The sequence below is a fragment of the Kluyvera georgiana ATCC 51603 genome, assembly GCF_001654985.1.
Taxonomy (GTDB): Bacteria; Pseudomonadota; Gammaproteobacteria; order Enterobacterales; family Enterobacteriaceae; genus Kluyvera; species Kluyvera georgiana.
This window is the reverse complement of record NZ_LXEU01000039.1, coordinates 101016-117846: the sequence shown is the minus strand read 5'-3', so window position 1 is coordinate 117846 and position 16831 is coordinate 101016. Positions and strand designations below refer to the sequence as shown.

At 50.4% G+C, this 16831-nt stretch carries 11 protein-coding genes and 1 tRNA gene; 4 read left to right on the top strand and 8 right to left on the bottom strand.

The features are described from left to right. Positions 1-40 precede the first annotated feature (40 nt). The 5 genes from M989_RS08875 to M989_RS08855 all read right to left on the bottom strand — a co-directional run bounded on the left by M989_RS08875 (position 41) and on the right by M989_RS08855 (position 8896). A complete protein-coding gene (locus M989_RS08875) occupies positions 41-1015 on the bottom strand; it encodes a DUF2220 family protein (RefSeq protein WP_064544433.1) in 975 nt (324 codons plus the stop codon). Next, positions 1015-5598: a chromosome partition protein MukB gene (gene mukB, locus M989_RS08870; protein WP_064544431.1), complete on the bottom strand. Its 4584-nt coding sequence runs from the start codon at positions 5596-5598 to the stop codon at positions 1015-1017. Before mukB ends, M989_RS08875 begins: the two co-directional genes overlap by 1 nt. Next, positions 5595-6368 (bottom strand): chromosome partition protein MukE, encoded by a 774-nt coding sequence (locus M989_RS08865; RefSeq protein WP_064544429.1) that lies wholly within the window; start codon positions 6366-6368, stop codon positions 5595-5597. The genes mukB and M989_RS08865 overlap by 4 nt, the downstream gene beginning before the upstream one ends. Then, complete coding sequence (locus M989_RS08860) at positions 6355-7761, bottom strand: hypothetical protein (protein WP_064544426.1); 1407 nt, start codon at positions 7759-7761, stop codon at positions 6355-6357. Before M989_RS08860 ends, M989_RS08865 begins: the two co-directional genes overlap by 14 nt. Positions 7762-7900: 139 nt before the next feature. Further along, positions 7901-8896, bottom strand: coding sequence for a hypothetical protein (locus M989_RS08855; protein WP_064544484.1), 996 nt, complete (start codon positions 8894-8896; stop codon positions 7901-7903). Between the two features lie 110 nt (positions 8897-9006). Between M989_RS08855 and M989_RS26495 the strand changes: the two genes are divergently transcribed. Together M989_RS26495 and M989_RS08845 are read left to right on the top strand one after the other, a co-directional pair. After that, on the top strand, positions 9007-9195 hold the full coding sequence (locus M989_RS26495) for a hypothetical protein (protein ID WP_425337841.1): 189 nt from the start codon (positions 9007-9009) through the stop codon (positions 9193-9195). Between the two features lie 237 nt (positions 9196-9432). After that, a complete protein-coding gene (locus tag M989_RS08845) occupies positions 9433-12036 on the top strand; it encodes a hypothetical protein (RefSeq protein WP_064544423.1) in 2604 nt (867 codons plus the stop codon). 58 nt (positions 12037-12094) lie between these two features. Here the strand turns inward: M989_RS08845 and cbl are convergent, their stop codons facing one another. Together cbl and nac are read right to left on the bottom strand one after the other, a co-directional pair. Beyond that, positions 12095-13045, bottom strand: a complete 951-nt coding sequence (cbl, locus tag M989_RS08840) for an HTH-type transcriptional regulator Cbl (RefSeq protein WP_064544421.1) — start codon at positions 13043-13045, stop codon at positions 12095-12097. 102 nt (positions 13046-13147) lie between these two features. Further along, positions 13148-14065: a nitrogen assimilation transcriptional regulator NAC gene (gene nac / locus M989_RS08835; RefSeq protein WP_064544419.1), complete on the bottom strand. Its 918-nt coding sequence runs from the start codon at positions 14063-14065 to the stop codon at positions 13148-13150. 307 nt (positions 14066-14372) lie between these two features. Here nac and M989_RS08830 point away from each other — a divergent pair. Continuing rightward, a tRNA-Asn gene (locus M989_RS08830) sits at positions 14373-14448 on the top strand. 50 nt (positions 14449-14498) lie between these two features. On the opposite strand, the gene M989_RS08825 is transcribed toward M989_RS08830, so the two are convergent. Next, entirely contained in the window at positions 14499-15833 is a 1335-nt protein-coding gene (locus M989_RS08825; protein ID WP_064544417.1) for an aminotransferase-like domain-containing protein, read from the bottom strand. A gap of 87 nt (positions 15834-15920) precedes the next feature. On the opposite strand from M989_RS08825, the gene M989_RS08820 reads away from it, so the two are divergent. Then, complete coding sequence (locus M989_RS08820) at positions 15921-16802, top strand: DMT family transporter (RefSeq protein ID WP_064544415.1); 882 nt, start codon at positions 15921-15923, stop codon at positions 16800-16802. Positions 16803-16831: the final 29 nt, after the last annotated feature.

Sequence of the window (16831 nt, the reverse complement as noted above, 5' to 3'; positions counted from 1 at the left end):
GGATATAGGAAAGCGCCGTTCAGCTAAATCGCCTCGTAACTTATATTGTTACCGTTTCTTCCATCGGATTACCCATCAACCTCTGTATCGCTGCAATACAACGATAGTCCACAACCAGCACCTCCTGTTCAATCCAGCGCTGTTCCTGCCTTAATTGCGTAAGTTGGGGGCAATCCGGCGCGGTATCCCAGGCATGTTTTCCGGCCCCAATCATATCATTAACCTGGTGTGCCGACGGCCAAAAGCCCGGTAACCAGATCCGGCAGGGGCGGGTCAATGAGTGGGATAGTTGTCGGGCAATCGTCAGACCATTTGGATCAAGATCGGGAAAATGTACCCAAGGTATATCCTGCCCATACTGAGAAATCCACCGGCAGGCGGGGAGATAGTTCAGACCAGGGGCAAAGATCAGTATCAAACCATCAACAAGCGGCATATCAACATAAGCACCTAAATTTTCGACGGTCATGATCAGTTGCGCCGATGTCATGTCCACAGAGAGTAAATCAAGTAGCATTCGTTCTGGCAAACAGCACTCCGAACGCCATCGACTCTCATCATCTGCAAACAAAACGTTTTCCCTGTTATTGCTGGTAAACGTCAGCCGCAGCTCCGTCCTCTGGCTACGAAGTCGTAAGACATCATCATAGGTAACGGTCTGCCCTTTGACTAAGGGTTGGCTCAGACCTGCTTTACTGTTACCTCGCCACGCTGACGCTGATTTATGATGGATCCTCTGCATGCGGCGAGGGATAGCCGGACGATGCTCTTTTCTGCCAATGATCTGTTGTTGTATCTGTTGCTGCACCTGCGCGATCAGAATGTCCAGGCGTTCACTTTCCACCAGCCGCCAGCGATTACGCGTGTAAGGGATAATAATACCCAGTTCAGCCAGATAATTTCGTAGCGACTTTTCCTTAGCATTCTCGGACATCATTTGCCGTTCTTTCAGTTGCTGAAGAATATCGCCAAGTTCACTGACCGGGAAACCTAACTGAAACAGTTCCTGATGCATTAAATTGGTTTCACCTCGTCACTTTCAGCATTCTCTGCTGTAGCCAGATAGCTATCAACGTCAAATGGCAGCTGTTGGGCGTCGCGGACGCCGGTAATTTTCACCTGATGGCGCGTAACACTTTGTCCGTTGACTCCCGTGTTCTCAGTTCTGACTATGCGCACTAACTGGTAGCCGGTTCCGGTAATTTTCCCTAACGTTTCCGGGGCCGCAACCAACATCTGGCAGCCGGTTCGTATCGCCAGTTCGTGGACAGTCGCCTGAGAGGCGGCATCCAGACGGGAAACCTCATCCATCACCAGTGGTAAAGTGAAAGGCTCTTTATTGCCATGAGAGCTGCGTCCCCAGTGCCTGAGTACGGCAATCAGCACTGCCAGCCCGGAGCCGATTCGTTCCCCGGTTGACAGGCTGGAAGCGTTCAGTGGCTCAAACTGCTCTGCACCGCGACGCTGTATTAGCGTTTTCACGTCCAGGTAGTTACGGTGATCCAGCAAATGCGAACCATCAATTTCATGTTGATTGATTTTTTTATACAGACCTGCCAGCGCTTCGGTAACGGTTCCTGCCGTGGAAAAGAGATCGTCCATGCCATAACCGCCTGATTTCAGGGCGTTCAGAGTATCCTGAAAATGTTTAACCGTTCTGGCTTCCAGACGCACGCTGGCAACCTGCCCAAAGCCAATTCCGGTAAGTTCAGCACTTAACCGGCTTATCGCCCTTTTTTCATCGTTAATCCGGCGCGATAGCGCATCGGCCAGTTCATCCCGGCGCATCTGGAACGCGGCTTCGGTTTCAGCCAGCATCATCTGTGCATCTTTCGCCGCCTGAGACAACGCCAGCAGCATTTCCCGGGGTTGTGTGGTGCGCTGGATATCCTGACGAGCACGTCGGCGAAACAGCGCCACGGCGTGGCTATAAAGCGTGGCACAGACTTCAGCGATGTCAGATGTGTCCTGACCGCAGGACGCTAATTGCTGCATAAAGGGGTCGGCTGAAGAAATTGAATATTCAACAGTTAGCAGGGTCAGTTGAGCCAGCAAGGATTGATCGACCAGCAATGGCGTTCCTGGTGATAGTGCTTTTCCATTGACCAGCCTCTCGCGCATTGCAGGTTCCAGCTCACCATAAGAGCCATCGGTTTTTAATGCGCTTATAATTCCGTTGCGCTGCTGAATTGTCTGTTCAATTTTTTCCGTCAGGACAGTGAGTTTATCATTTTGATTTTTCAGATTTAATTCTTCTCTTGAGCGTTGCTCATGTACCTCTGCTGTTTTTGTATTGCACTCTCCTAAATTATTATTCAGTTTTTTAAGTTGGCCCCGTAAATGCGCGAGTTGTGAGGCAAGTTTAGTTTCCAGGCCGAATGTGTAGGGAAATGGCAAATTATCCAGATCATTTTTAGCATCATCACGATTCTGGCGGTGGCGAGTAATCGCGGATCTCAGATCTGAATAAAACTTATCTTTTTCAGCTAACTCATTTTTTGCAGTTGTGAGTTCTTGTTTGATCCGTTTGCCATCCTGTTCCAGCCGTTTTTGCTCGCCAGATAAGAGGATTTGCGCTTGTGCTTCATCTTCCAGTATTTTCTGAGCATTAGCATATTCCGGGTTAAGGTGAGCACGCACACTGTCTAACTCTTTCACTAACCGAACTTGCATTGCAGAGGTTTGCCAGGTTTTCTCGTTCTGCTCAGCTTGCTGGCGTACTTGCGCTATATTCTCCGGGTATTCTTCCCGTAGTAATGGATACTCTTTTTCTATCTGATTAATTAACGGCTGATAGCGTTTAATATCACGTCCGGCAGCTTCAGCCCGTTTTATCTGATCAGCAACCTCGGCCAGTTCATGAGTAAAATCCCGAAACAGGATTTTACTGTCTGGCTCGCATTCCTGTAGCGCCAGCAAGAGACTCCGGCTTTTTTTCCACTGGCTGGACACGATTCTGTGTTTTTCTTTAATATCAATCAGAGCGGTATGACGATGATTTCGCTGTCGGCGAGTATCCTCCAGCGGCGGTTCGTTATCCCAGATAAATGACGGGGCCGCGCTAATGGCCTTAAGATGTTCGTTGTGGCGTTCAACGTCTTCAATCTCACGTTCCAGCGTCTCGCTCTTTTCTTCTGCCAGTTGGATCTGTTGGTCCAATTGAAGGATAAGCGCCTCGCGGGCTTTATCACCTAATACGGGCTCTGAACGTATCTGGCTGATGCGCCGGTATCGCGGTTCATCGATAACACACCAGGGCGGGAGGAGACTCTCCACCGTGTTATATTCGTTGGTGATATCTTTAAAAAGTAACTCCGACTCGAACGGCTCGTTGCGCAAAACGTCTATAGGCTGGGTTACACTGATCAACAAAACATCGGGAAGCGGCCATTGCTCATCGTATTGTGTAAGCAATTGTCTGACAGCATCATCGACATCACCATTGACAAGTATGGCGAACATTAACGGCCCTAATGCCGCCTCAAAATATCCGGCGTCATGTACTTCGATATCTGCGTACAGTTCAGCAACCGATATTCCCGATACATCAGCGGCAAGAGTCCGTAAATACTCAAGACTTCCGGCTTCTCTTCCACTCAGCTTGTCACGACGCACCTGACACTGTTTGATTTCCGTTTCGTAGCCAATGACCACCTGCCGAAGTGATTTAATGTGTAACGCATGGTCAAGAATAAGTTGCTCGCAGCATTGCGGTGTTAAATCATCATCAGGGAAAATAGTGCGTAAATAGCCAACCGATGGCTGATATTGGTGCCACTGCTGACTTTGTTGCTCATAGCGTGCAATATCGATATCAAGCTGATTAATTTGTTCCTGAACTTCAGTCTGACGTTGCGCTAATTGTTCCTTTTCTTCATTTAAGTGCAATTCTTGCTCTTGTTGCATCGTCAGTTGCTGCGCAAAGTCCTCATCGTTCAATGGCAACGATAGCATGCCTGCATCACGAAGCCGTTGCTGAAGACGTCGCTGTTTTTGATGATCGCTCAGTAACGTTTTATGATGCTGTTGTCGCCCACCCAGTTGAGCGTCTTCGATACGCCATTTTTCCAGTTGAGCACATTTTTCCCTAAACCAGCGCTGAGCGTCTGGTGGAGAGATATCATCCCCCAATTTTCGCGCGCTGTTTACGGCGAAAGTATAGGCATTCAGGATGTCCTGATGAGAGCGTAATTGACGCGTTGCATGACTGAATGCATTCCCCGCCTCTTTTTCCTGATTCGCTAACTGTTCAATGAATGTGGTTAATCCAGACAGCGTAAAAGCCATATTCCATTGGTTAATCTCATCATAGAGCTGTTTTGCGTGGTTATATTGCGATGCCATTTTCTGAGCAATGTCATAACGCGTAACGACATTAGATAACTGTTTGGCTGTGCGTAGCTGGCTCTCTTCATTCTCACTTTTTTTTCTTTCCAGCTCATCAACAATGCCTTGCTGAAGTTTGCTTGCTTCTTCCGCACTCTCCAACTGCGGTTCAAGTTTATTCAGTTCACCAATTGCTTTTTGCTCTTGATTAAAGTAAATCCTACCGCCATTAGCGCATGACAGTCTGGGTTCAATATCGCTTATCTGTTGTTGCGTTATTGACTGTTCCGATTTTATGGCGTCTTCCTTGCGCCTTAGTGAACTCAGGGTTTCCTCAATTTTTTCCAGCTCACGTTCAATCCGATATTTTTCTCTCTGAATAGTCGTGCGCTCTTCATCATTTACCGCAAGTATTTTCTCAATAACTGACCACGAATTGGCTGAAAATGATAAGCTCAACGTAAGTAATGAATTAAAAAATTGATAATCTTTTTGATAATTTTGCAGGTCTTGCTGCGTAAGCCTGACTTTAATCATGGACTCATGCACCATATTCACTACGGAATGTATATTCCCGCGAGTATGGGCCATTAAATAAGCGCTGAGGTGTTTTTCTATCGATTTATCCAGACGCCCTGCCATTGCCGAATGAAGGATCTGGGCCAAACGGTATTTATCATCGGGTGACTGACAGGCCCGGGGTAAAATGCCATCCTGAAACAGTGCCAGCATGTAGGCATTTGGGTCTTTAAATGTCTGAATAGCACATCCTAATAGTGCGGCTTTATCACGTAACTGGTCTGTCGTTACTGGGTGAGCCACTTGTCCTTTACGATCAAGTAAACAATCCAGTGGGTTAACACTATCGGGAAGCTTCAAACAAAATAGCTGAGTATCTAATGTTGTTCCTGTCTTTTTTTCAGCCCTGACAACGTACAGATGCCTGTGGCCAGTCCCCCGGGCCTCAATCTCCAGAGCAACAATACTGGGCTGCCCCAGGCGTGGAAACATTTCGCTGTCTTTTATTGATGTTGAAACTTTGAAATCATCCTTAGTCCCTAAGCTAATGTAGCGAATATCAGGGATCTGGCTGAACATAAACGCGCCCAATAAAGACGTTTTTCCCGCCCCATTATTGCCCAACAATGACACGGTACCACCATACTGCCGCGATGTACGCAATGCGTGAGGATTCACCAGATTTAACGTTCGGGCCATAATGCCATTAATGTTGACAATACTAAGGCTACGTATCAGAGGGTAGTGGTTCACAATTGTTCCCCTTCATGAGTCCCGGAAGCAAATAAATCGCCCGTTGTATCCATTTCTTCTTCGGCAGAGAAACGATCGCTCTCTGCTAAATCTTCATCTACACTATCCCGCGCTGCTTCATCAATATTGACCAGATAACCCTCCTGGATCAACTCAGCCAGGCGTTGTGGTATTTCTGACTCTTGCTGTAATCCTCGCAGCGGTTCAATAAAACGATAGATAGCGGGTGTTGTCTGGAAGGATTGCCGATCCTTAGAAAGTTGAATAAAAGCGTAGCGATCGAATACTATGAGCGATTTTCTTATTTCATCCTGTATTTTAGATAAATCGTATTGTGTCTGTTGGCCTGGACGACGGCGAAATAATTCCAACAGTCTGGTTTCGGATAATTGATTGCTCATTCGCTCCAGTAATTGATTCGTTGTGAACCACTCTTTTTGACTAAGCTGTTTTTCGAGTTCCATTGCAACAATAATCAGACCAGTGACCATCTGTAACTCATTAAATCGCTCTAAGGGGATTTTCCCTCGACGCTGAGGCAGTAAATAATAAACAGATTCATTTGAAAGGCATAAAGATAAAGATAAGCAATCGTAATACTCACAAAGCGGATGAAACGCCTGGTTAACAAATGAATACAGCATGTAGTCCGCAGGTAATATATTAATCCCTCTACGTAATTTATAATCTGCAACGGGGAATAGAGGTGATTTCATCACATCCAGAAATGTATTAAATTGCTCACCCTGTGTGGATTCAAACTCTGTCATTTAGGCCACCCTGCGAAATTATCCATTGTTCCTCGATTTCGTAATTTGCCGACTCATCCATCAAAACCCATTCCGGACTGATATCATCCTGAATATTGTTACTCTGCTTCATCAGTTCTTTTATTGCACACTGTGCCAAACGAAGTCGATCTGTTTCATTGAACGGGAATTTTCTTAAAATATTTCTGATGACAGAAACGTTACTCACCGGTTTATTATCACTTAATGCTTTTTCAACAAACTCTCTTGCAAAACTCTCTAACTGAAAAGCAGGCATTTCCCGCACCAGCTCTTCATCATCATTATCATCAAGAAATAACGCGTTATCCGCCGGAGGCGGAGGTGTGTCCCATTCACGTAATTGCATCAGCTTAACCGTCGAAGGTAATGCTAACGACCATGATGACCGACCAAACAACTCGATAGTACGATCGATTAAATACCCCAGATTAGCATTGGGATCCAACGCGATGCGGATGCGTATACGGTCCAGCACGCTGCTAAAGAATCCGGATAAATCCCTTAAGGAATGATTAGCGAATTCTCGAACATCCACTAATGAACCAAACAAAGAGGATAATGTATTTTTTAATCGCTGAGATCCACCTTTTTGCACGACTGTATTTTGCAAAATTTCCAGTTGCATTAATACCGCATCGGCACGGTTCATTACTAACATTCTCAAATCGTTGATCTGACCAGCCAGCGTGCGTATTATTTCCAGGAGTTGCTGAATTTCTGTTTCCAGAGAAATACCAATTTCAGTTTGTATCTCGGAGCGCATTGAATGAAATTTAGAGATAAGGAATTCCTGATTTTTAAAAACGCCCGTCAGCAGATCTTTCAAACTCGGTAAAAAAATTTCTACCTTCACCAGCCATTCACTGTCAGTAATTTTTTCTCCGTCGCTGGTAGCATTTAAACTGGAGAGCTCCTGATCAATTCTCAGATAACGTTGACTTAATGTTTCTTTATCTTCTAATTCATCAGATTGTTGGAATGGTTTTAACAAATCATGTGCCAACTGAGTCAGACGATATGTTCCACCCACATCGGCGACAGACATTCCGGCCAGTGACAACAATCCCTGTTCCAGCGCTCGTTTCAGAAAGTTATTAACCCGAACATCGGAGGTATTAGGGTCTTCATTTATTCTTTCATCAACGTAACGGATAATGCTGTGACATGTCGTCTCATCGTAGCCGGATTGAACAAAGTAATGCTCACTATTTGATTCGACGCCTGACTCCTCCATACCCCACATAGCCATCGCCGCCAGATAGCTAAACTCATTAGGAGTAAGATGTAAATTCGGCTGGTATTTACTGATTTTTAACAGTATGCAGCTTAGTGGGCTAGTAAACTGCTGCGGTGTAGGTGCGACATTGTCCATGATAAAGCTCACCTCGGCTTTTCTCGTTCAGTCTCCATGCTGTTATATCAAATAAATAGCTGGAGATCCTTTTTTCTCGCTGAAACAGTGACATAAATTCAACCGCTGCCTCAAAAACATTATAGAAATCGATAACAACTTAAACGCCACTGCTATCCCGGCAAATCTCTCCACACAAGCGCAAATCTGGCGGCTTTGCCTGTGTAATAACCCCAATCCTGACTGGCAAAGAGCCCTCTTTTTGGCATTGTTTTTTAATAAGCTGCCAGTTTTCGGTTTCAGACTCCATGTGGGTAATCAGAGAATCAAAGGCTCCCTCGGCAACCTCCACTTTTAGCGGTTTCTCTTCTTCGGTGTCAGCAAGATTAGATTCAGCCTCCTTCGTCACCTCGTTTTCCAGTCCATCGAGACTATTTTTCAACCCGTCAAAGCAGTTTGTAGCAGCACTTGGGGTATGGAAAAACAAACCACTAATAAAGATCGCTTCCATTACTTCATAAAAGGAAAAAGAGGTATCCCCATAAACAAAATGACCACGATCGGTACTACTTACCCCAGAGGCACTTTCTCTTAGCAACTCATCCTGCTGTAAGGTCATCAGTGTTTGCTTGTTGTAGAGGATCACTGGCAGGTTTTTAATTTCGTGGACATTTTCACTAAGGCTCCAGCGTTCCTTATCACCTTTGATAAAACCAGAAGCATCACAGCTACTTTCAATCTCAAATTCTTCAGTAGGGATCCGCTCACGGTTGAACCAGGCTGTAAAATCCTCACCGTCTCCCATATCCTGATACTGATATGCGCGGTAAACAGAGCTGCGGCGATCAATGCCAATCCACTCAAGATCCCATGTAGTAGGTTTAGATGGTTTTCTTACTTCGACAATATAGGCCCCAACATCCCGATCCAAATAAGCGGTTAGCAATTCCTTCCACGGCTCAATCGCAAAAAAGATATTCGCCAGCGTTGTTCCTTCTTCAATCATCACGGTATGACGAAAGAACCGGAGAAGAAAAAAGGGATCGGTATCTGAAATGGCTTCCTGTATTGATAGCAACGGAAGAGCTGTTGTTTCATCGTAGTCAGAACGAAAGCGTAATATTGAGTCCGAGCAGAAAATTAGTTGACCTTCCATCATTTATCTGGCTCCTGATGTTATGTAGCAATCCTTGGCTGATCTACCGCACAGCTTTTTTGCGCTTTATCTGGTTTGAAGGAAAGCATAGATGAGGTGGTATACAAACCATAATACTCGGCTTGCGTTCAGAAAGGAAAAACCAGAAAAAAATAGTGGTCATTCTGGTGGTCTTGACAATCAGAATTTTTAGGTTTAGCTTACCAATTAGCCAGTTACTGGCTACGGCGATCCCAGTCAGAGGAGCCAAATTTAAAAAAGCCTGCTTTCGAGCGGGCTTTTTGCTTTTCGGCATTTAGCAATCCCTCCGACACACACCATCACTCCTCACCTCATTGTCATCATTTATCCGGTAGCCGTGCGTCACGCACCATCACCGCGATATCAAAATATAAAATAATATCATTTCATCAATAAGTTACATGATTCTCTCTGGGGTTTTAATTATAAAAAACACCACCAGGACACGGTTCTGCCGCTCAGGAACAACGGCAAATACGGCGTCCATCACACTGACCTTCTCAGGGAGAGAAAACATGCAATTAGATTTCACGCTTAAATTTACTGACGATACCTGGTACCCCACCGTCGATATCAGTAGCTTCACCTCCACCGAAGGCCAACGTGTGGATATTCAGGAAAAGATGGTGCTCTCCTTTAGTGCGCCGGGAAAGATTACTGAAGGCGATATAACAGTGACCACTAACCCCTGGTGCGCAATAAAGACCACAGTACAGTCCAGCGAAGTATCCAGCGGTATTTTTGATGTCAAACTGACGCTTACCGCCGCAGACGGTTCCGCTATCGGTAGCGCGATTTCAGATATCCATATTGGCGTTAACGTCTCTTCAAATAGCGTGCCTGCATGGTCAACGCTGCGTGATACCTTCACCATCGCGGCGGATGAAGAGACCGACATCACGGGGGAACTGCTCGTCACCTGTGAGAGCTTCCCTGCCGGGCTTGAAACCTGCATGATAGGACTGGCGCTGACGCGCGGCGAAAAGCAAGAGATGCTGCATCCCGTTGCGGGTGCCAACAGCTTCAGAATCGCTGCTGGTACCTACTCTGCCAGCGCGGCGGAGCTTCGTACTGCGGATGGCACCGTTCGCGCAGCGGTACAGCTGAGTGCCGCGACGCTGAATATCACGAAGGGGCAGCGTACCTCGCTGACCCTTACCTTTGCTCCCGCAGAGCGCAGCACCACGCTGGAAGTGACTGTCGATTTGCCGGCCAATCATCCGCTGTACGGCGAAGCGCTAACGCTGGACTATCTCGAAAATAACAGCGAGGTTCAGCGTATTGTGCTGCACGCGGGCGAAACACTGCGTCTGGAACAGCGGCCGGTACAAGGCAACTACTCTCTGCGGATGCATGACATCACGTTAAATAACGTTCAATACCGCTTCGATGCTCAGTGTGGCACGCTGGATAACAGCTTCCATAGCGTAACCCTTAACCAGACGCATATTCATCAGTATGAGGATATCTTCAGGGGATCTTCGACACTGAGCATCGCCGTTGAGGCCGAAAAAAAGGTGCCAGCTGCGTTTGAACTGCGTCTGATTGAGGAGTGTGACGCGCCGCGCCAATACCTTTTCTCTCCCCTGCCGATGCAGACTGGCCACCACACCCCGGCGGAGGCCATTGCCCCCGGCATTTATCACATCGCCTCCAGCACCTTTATTCAGGACGGCACGCTGTACTACATCGACGTTCTGCCTGAAAAGCTGCACGTTGCCGAAGGAATGCCGGTTACCGTCAACGTAGCGATTAGTGAAGGGGCCAACCTGTGCGTGAAAGGATTCCCGGACTTCCTGAGCTTCGGCGGCTGCGCCGATATGTCGCCGAGCAACGTAGAGGATCTGGCACAGGCGCGAGTCTCTTCGCTGTTCAAATATTCCGGCGATGACGGCATGGGCGATGCCTCGGCTTATCTCGACCCGGCAAAAGAACCCACCAGCAAAATTATCCAGATGGCCCGTGATGTTGAGGCGAAAACCGGCGATAGCGTGCTGCCGGTGATGGTCTCATACACCTGTAACCTTTCACTGGGGGACGTAGAAAACATCATCGACGATCCGGTTCGTCATCAGTTTAGCTTCGCCAACTTTATTCAGGCGTTGCAGATGGCCCAGACGATGAAAGACGATGCTCATCCAGTGCCGGCAGGCTTTATCGTCAACCCAGACTATCTTGGCGAGTGCCAAAAATACGGTTTCTCCCCCGATTATCCGGTCCCGGTACGCGAACCGCTTGCTAAGGCGATGGCGCATCACGGGGTGAATCTGGCTATCCCTGCTGGAATTACCGACACGCTGAAGGGCTATATCAAAGGCGTGAACTGGCTCGTACGTGTGGTTGCACCGGATGTCTCACTTGGCTGGCAGATTAACTTGTGGAGCGTCGGCGGCTCCCAGTGGGTGTATGACGACTTCACCTATGACGACGTCTTTGACCCGCAAGATGGCCAGAAGAAAAAGCTGACCATCAGCCCGGCACTGGCAGGCAAACTTTCCGCACAGTACGCGCTGCTGGTCGGCGTCTTTGATGAGACTCAATACGCTCAGGCTGACGGCACCCCCGCTATCGCTAAGGGCGCTGACTTTATGGCCGTAGACCGCTACGAGGCTGACGACTTTACCGCCCGCGCCTACAAAAATGGCTACTGTTATTCACCGTATGAGTGGGACAGAACGTTCGATTATTGCGCGGCGCTGAGCCGCCATCTCCGCCAGCCGGTACTGCCGTGGCAGATGCCGGCCAGCCGTCTGGCAAGCGTTAGCGATGAGGTTGGTGAACTTGAGGAACAGTTCTGGGGGACCGGCGGGAGTTATCTGATGGGTCATGCTGAAATTGGCAATACCCTCGAGGCCATTAACCCGAAACTGCTGAACATCGAATTTCTTGATGTCCATGCCAGCATGATGGGTCGCACGCCGCGGGAACTCTTTAGCCGCCATGAATGGGATTTCACCACGGCGAAATACCAGGACTTCCCTTCGCGCGGGATTTTCCACGTTCAGGTCGGCGGCGGCGCCACCACCGGCGTGGTCAGCGCGGTTAACCGCAACAGTAGCCGCTGGATGCGCGAGAAGCTCCTGTCATACCGAGCTAATCCGGTGAAGTTTAACGACTAATCCTCTGTGCTATCCGCCCGTCGGCGGATAGCATCTCGCTCACCGTCAGTGCACAGCGTCAAATCTGATAATCCAGCACCGTCTCTTCCAAATCCATCGCCTGGCGCTTAATCTCTTCCAGCGACAGCCCCGCATTACACAACTCAATAAAACGCCATACATAGTTACGCTGAAGCTGACCACGTTTTAGCCCCAGCCAGACGGTATTCGCATCGAACAGATGATGGGTATCCAGCCGTACCAGGCTACCGGACTCCTGCGCGTCGCCCGACTGCTCGGCCACCAGCCCAATCCCCAGCCCCAGCTCCACATACGTTTTGATCACGTCTGAATCCTGCGCACTGAGTATGATATCCGGCGTCAGCCCTTTGCGATTGAAGGCTTCATCAATGCGCGAGCGTCCGGTAATTCCCTGACGATAGGTAATCAGCGGCCAGCGGGCGATCGCTTCAAGCGTCAGCGGCGTGGTCTGGGTAAGTGGATGGTCGGTTGGCACTAACAGGCTGTGATGCCAGCGGAACCAGGGGAAGGCCACCAGCGTGGCATCATTACTGAGCCGCTCACTGGCGATACCAATATCGGCACCACCGCTGTGCAGCAGCGCATCGATTTCCTGCGGCGTGCCCTGAATCAGCTCCAGGCGCACATCTTTGAAAATTTCACGAAACGCTTTAATCACCGGCGGCAGGCTATAACGCGCCTGGGTGTGGGTCGTGGCGATGGTCAGCACGCCGGAAGCGTCGTTGGTAAAGAGATCGGCCAGGCGGCGAACGTTACTGGCCTCACTCAGAATCCGCTCGGCAATCACCAGCAGGGCTTTGCCCGGCTCGGTCATGCCTAATAGCCGCTTCCCGCGGCGAATGAAGATCTCAATCCCTAGCTCTTCCTCAAGCTCGCGAATATGTCGGCTAACGCCTGACTGCGATGTGTAGAGCATATTGGCGACTTCGGTCAGGTTGTAATCCTGCCGCGCCGCTTCGCGAATAATTTTAAGTTGCTGGAAGTTCACGCGTCACCCCGATTGAGTCAGTTATGACGCTATTGTTAAAGTTTGTCGGACAGACAAACAAATAATAAAAACCAGCAACATATTCCTGAATGGAATATAAGCTTAGCTCACCAGCAGCAATTCACGGTTATCCAGCATCGGACGGCTGACCAGCGACATCAGAATCTCTTTCACCGCCTGGGCCTGTGGCGACAGCTGGCCGCGGGCCGAAACGTTGAGCGACAGCGGCAGACTCATCGACGGCGTGGTAATGCGCGCCATCCAGCCGTTTGCCGCACCGCACAGCGAACGCGCCGCCGACTCCGGCAGCACGGTCACGCCCATCCCGCTGGCGATCGCCGCAGTGAGCGTGGAGATAGACTCAATTTCACCGATAATCTTTGCCGTCAGGCGGCGCAGCGAAAACGCTTCGTCAACGCGCGCGCGTACGGCGCTATAGTCACGCGGCAGGAACAGATTCATCTCGGCGACTGCCGTAAGATCCACGCTCTGCCCCGGACAGTCGCGGGTACCGACCAGATAGAGATCTTCTTTCAGCAGCGGCTGACTGACGATCCCCGTCAGCGGCGCGCGATCGTAGAGCACCGCCATATCGAGCTGGCCGTTCAGCAGTTTGTCGTTCAGCACCGTGCCGCTATTTTCATGCAGATAGACCAGCACGTCCGGCAGTTCATTACGCACCGCCTGCAGCAGCGGCATGGTAATCGACGAAGCCGCCGTGCCCGGCGCCAGGCCGATAGAAACGCTGCCGCTCAGCGTCTGCCCGACGTTATGCACTGCCAGCTGCGCCTGTTCACACTGACGCAGAATCGTGCGGGCATGCGTGTAAAGCACTTTACCGGCCTCGGTAGGCGTAACGCCACGCTTGGTGCGAATCAACAGCTGCTGGTCGAGTTCCCCTTCCAGCGTTGCAACCTGTTGGCTCAGCGCGGGCTGTGCGATATGCAACACTTCAGCCGCCTGAGTCAGGCTGCCGATATCGACGATTTTCACGAAGTATTTCAGTCGTCTTAAGTTCATTCTTGCCTCCGGTTCGAGATCCACTGCCACGCTGGCGTTAAGTAATCGGAGGAATTGCAAGATGCTTGCCAGTTTTGAAAAAGGCGCTAAATGCGGATAAACCTATCGCTGAGCCCCTTTTTTAGGCCAGCCAGAAGATTGCCGTATGCCCCATAAGGGGTAAATGTGCACTTTCGCGGTGCAAAGCGCGGGTAAAATGAGCAAATAACGGCGAATTGCTGAAATTGTCAGCAAACGAACTTATTCGCGCTTTTCACCCTTTGACAAGCCGTAGGGACATCGATAATATGCGCCCCGTTCACACGATTCCTCTGTAGTTCAGTCGGTAGAACGGCGGACTGTTAATCCGTATGTCACTGGTTCGAGTCCAGTCAGAGGAGCCAAATTTAGAAAAGCCTGCTTTCGAGCAGGCTTTTTGCTTTTCGACTTTCCGCTACCGACTCTGTTCATATTCAATCGCTTCGCGCACTGCCGCCAGCGCAACGCGGAGTTGAGCCATCGAGACCGAACCTAGCGCCACGCGAATTGCCTGCGGGACGTGGGTCGTCACGCAAAATGGTTCAGCGGTTGAAACTAAAATCTGCTTATCCATTAACTGCTTCGCCACCCGGTCAGCCCGACTCTCCTCGGCCAGCGGTAGCCAAAGAAACCATGAGTCCGGGTGGCTGATACACGGCAGCGGCCCCAGCACTTCGCGGGCAAGAAGCTGGCGCTGGCGAGCATCGCGCCTTTTCTGCTTCGCCAGTTGTGAAACGGTCCCGTCAACAATCCACTGGCAAACCAGCGCACTCATCAACGAAGGCGTATTCCACGTGGTCGCCCGAATAGCACGTTCAAGCGCCGGACGCCAGGCCTCCGGGCAGACGACCATCCCCACGCGTATTCCGGTGGCAACATCTTTCGAAAAGCCGCTTACATAAACCGTTCTTTCCGGCGCATAGCTCGCCACCGGCGATGGCATACGTGTAACCAGATAGGCGTAAGCTGCGTCTTCAATCACCAGCAGGTCGTGCTGACGGGCGATGGATGCCAGCCGCTGCCGCTGGCGGGCGTTCAGCACCCAACCGAGAGGGTTGTGCAATGTTGGCATGGTGTAGACCGCGCGCAGATGTCGCATCCGGCATAAACGCGCGAGCACATTGAGATCGGGGCCGTCATCGCCGACGGGAATCGCGAGCAGCTCCAGCTGATACAGTGCCGCTAGCGCTTTGAATCCTGGGTAGGTTAAGGCATCGACGGCCACCACGTCGCCGGGACGCAGCAACCCCATGACCGCAACGGCCAGCCCATGCTGAGCGCCGTTAACAATCAGCACATTCTCCGCGCGTGCGGTCAGGCCGTGAGTATTGAGGTGGTGGGCAATAATTTCTCTCTCCCCTATCCTTCCCGCGTGGGGCTGATAACGCAGGTGCGATTCAATATCCCCAACGTTGGCCAACTGCCGCAGCCCCTCACGCAGCCGATCGCCCTGCCCCGGCAGCGACGGATAGTTAAAATTAAGATCAAGTACATCTGCGGCGATCGCCTGCTGATCGATACCGTGCCCCATCGCTAATGCGATTTCTCGCACAAAGGTGCCGCGCCCCGTTTCACCGCTCACGAGCCCCATCGCTTCCAGCTCGGCGTACACGCGGGTCGCCGTCGCTAAAGAAATATGATGCTCTGCGGCCAATCGCCGATGCGTGGGTAAACGGCTTCCTGCCACCAGTTTCCCGCTGCGGATAGCCAGGGCATAAGCGTCAACCAGCGTTTTATACCGCGCCTTCATACAATGTATCCATGACAATAATTTGATTGTATCGAATACGAGAAACTACCATCGCTGCGAGAATCACTCAACGACAAGGAGCAGGAGATGAATATCGTAGGCGCAAAACAGCAGGTGCATTCCGGGTGGCTCAACGGTTTGCTGGGGGTAATCATTTTTAGCGGCTCGCTGCCGGCGACGCGAATAGCGGTACTGGAAATGGATCCGTTCTTTCTGACTTTTTTACGCGCCTCTATCGCGGGGCTGGTCGCCGTCGCGCTGCTTAAGGGATTTGGTCAGCCCAGGCCGCATCGCGGGCAAATCCTGCCGTTGCTCATTGTATCTCTGGGGGTCATTATTGGCTTTCCGCTGCTCACCGCGCTTGCCTTGCGCTACGTTACCGCCGCCCACTCGATTGTTTTTATTGGGCTGCTGCCGCTGGCGACGGCGATTTTCGGCGTCCTACGTGGCGGTGAGCGACCACGCATCGCGTTCTGGATGTTCTCGCTGCTTGGCAGTTTGCTCGTTGCGGGTTTTGCTCTCTTTCAAAGTGCGACGCTGTCTCTGACTGGCGATGCGCTGATGCTTGCCGCTGTGCTGGCCTGCGGTCTGGGCTATGCGGAGGGCGCAAAGCTGACGCGCGAACTCGGCGGTTGGCAGACCATCGGTTGGGCGCTGTTGATATCGCTGCCGGTAATGCTTTTAGCCGCATTTATCACTCGCCCGCCCCTGTTCGGCGCGTTTTCCCCTTCGGTATGGCTGGCCGTTGGCTATGTCTCGTTATTCAGCATGCTGATTGGTTTTATCTTCTGGTACAAAGGGCTGGCGGCGGGAGGGATTGCCGCCGTTGGGCAACTACAGCTGTTGCAGCCTTTTTTAGGACTGGCGCTGTCTGCCCTACTTCTTCACGAGGCGGTAAACCCGCAGATGATCATCGTGAGTTTCGGCGTCATCCTGTGCGTTCTGGGGTCGCGACGGTTTGCGCGATAACGCGACGCCGGCAGCATCCGGCGTCGCGA

Coding starts and splice junctions, on each gene's coding strand:
- M989_RS08875 (WP_064544433.1), bottom strand. CDS start 1,015: ATGCATCAGGAACTGTTTCAGTTAGGTTTCCCGGTCAGTGAACTTGGC.
- M989_RS08865 (WP_064544429.1), bottom strand. CDS start 6,368: ATGACAGAGTTTGAATCCACACAGGGTGAGCAATTTAATACATTTCTG.
- M989_RS08860 (WP_064544426.1), bottom strand. CDS start 7,761: ATGGACAATGTCGCACCTACACCGCAGCAGTTTACTAGCCCACTAAGC.
- M989_RS08855 (WP_064544484.1), bottom strand. CDS start 8,896: ATGGAAGGTCAACTAATTTTCTGCTCGGACTCAATATTACGCTTTCGT.
- M989_RS08845 (WP_064544423.1), top strand. CDS start 9,433: ATGCAATTAGATTTCACGCTTAAATTTACTGACGATACCTGGTACCCC.
- nac (WP_064544419.1), bottom strand. CDS start 14,065: ATGAACTTAAGACGACTGAAATACTTCGTGAAAATCGTCGATATCGGC.
- M989_RS08825 (WP_064544417.1), bottom strand. CDS start 15,833: ATGAAGGCGCGGTATAAAACGCTGGTTGACGCTTATGCCCTGGCTATC.
- M989_RS08820 (WP_064544415.1), top strand. CDS start 15,921: ATGAATATCGTAGGCGCAAAACAGCAGGTGCATTCCGGGTGGCTCAAC.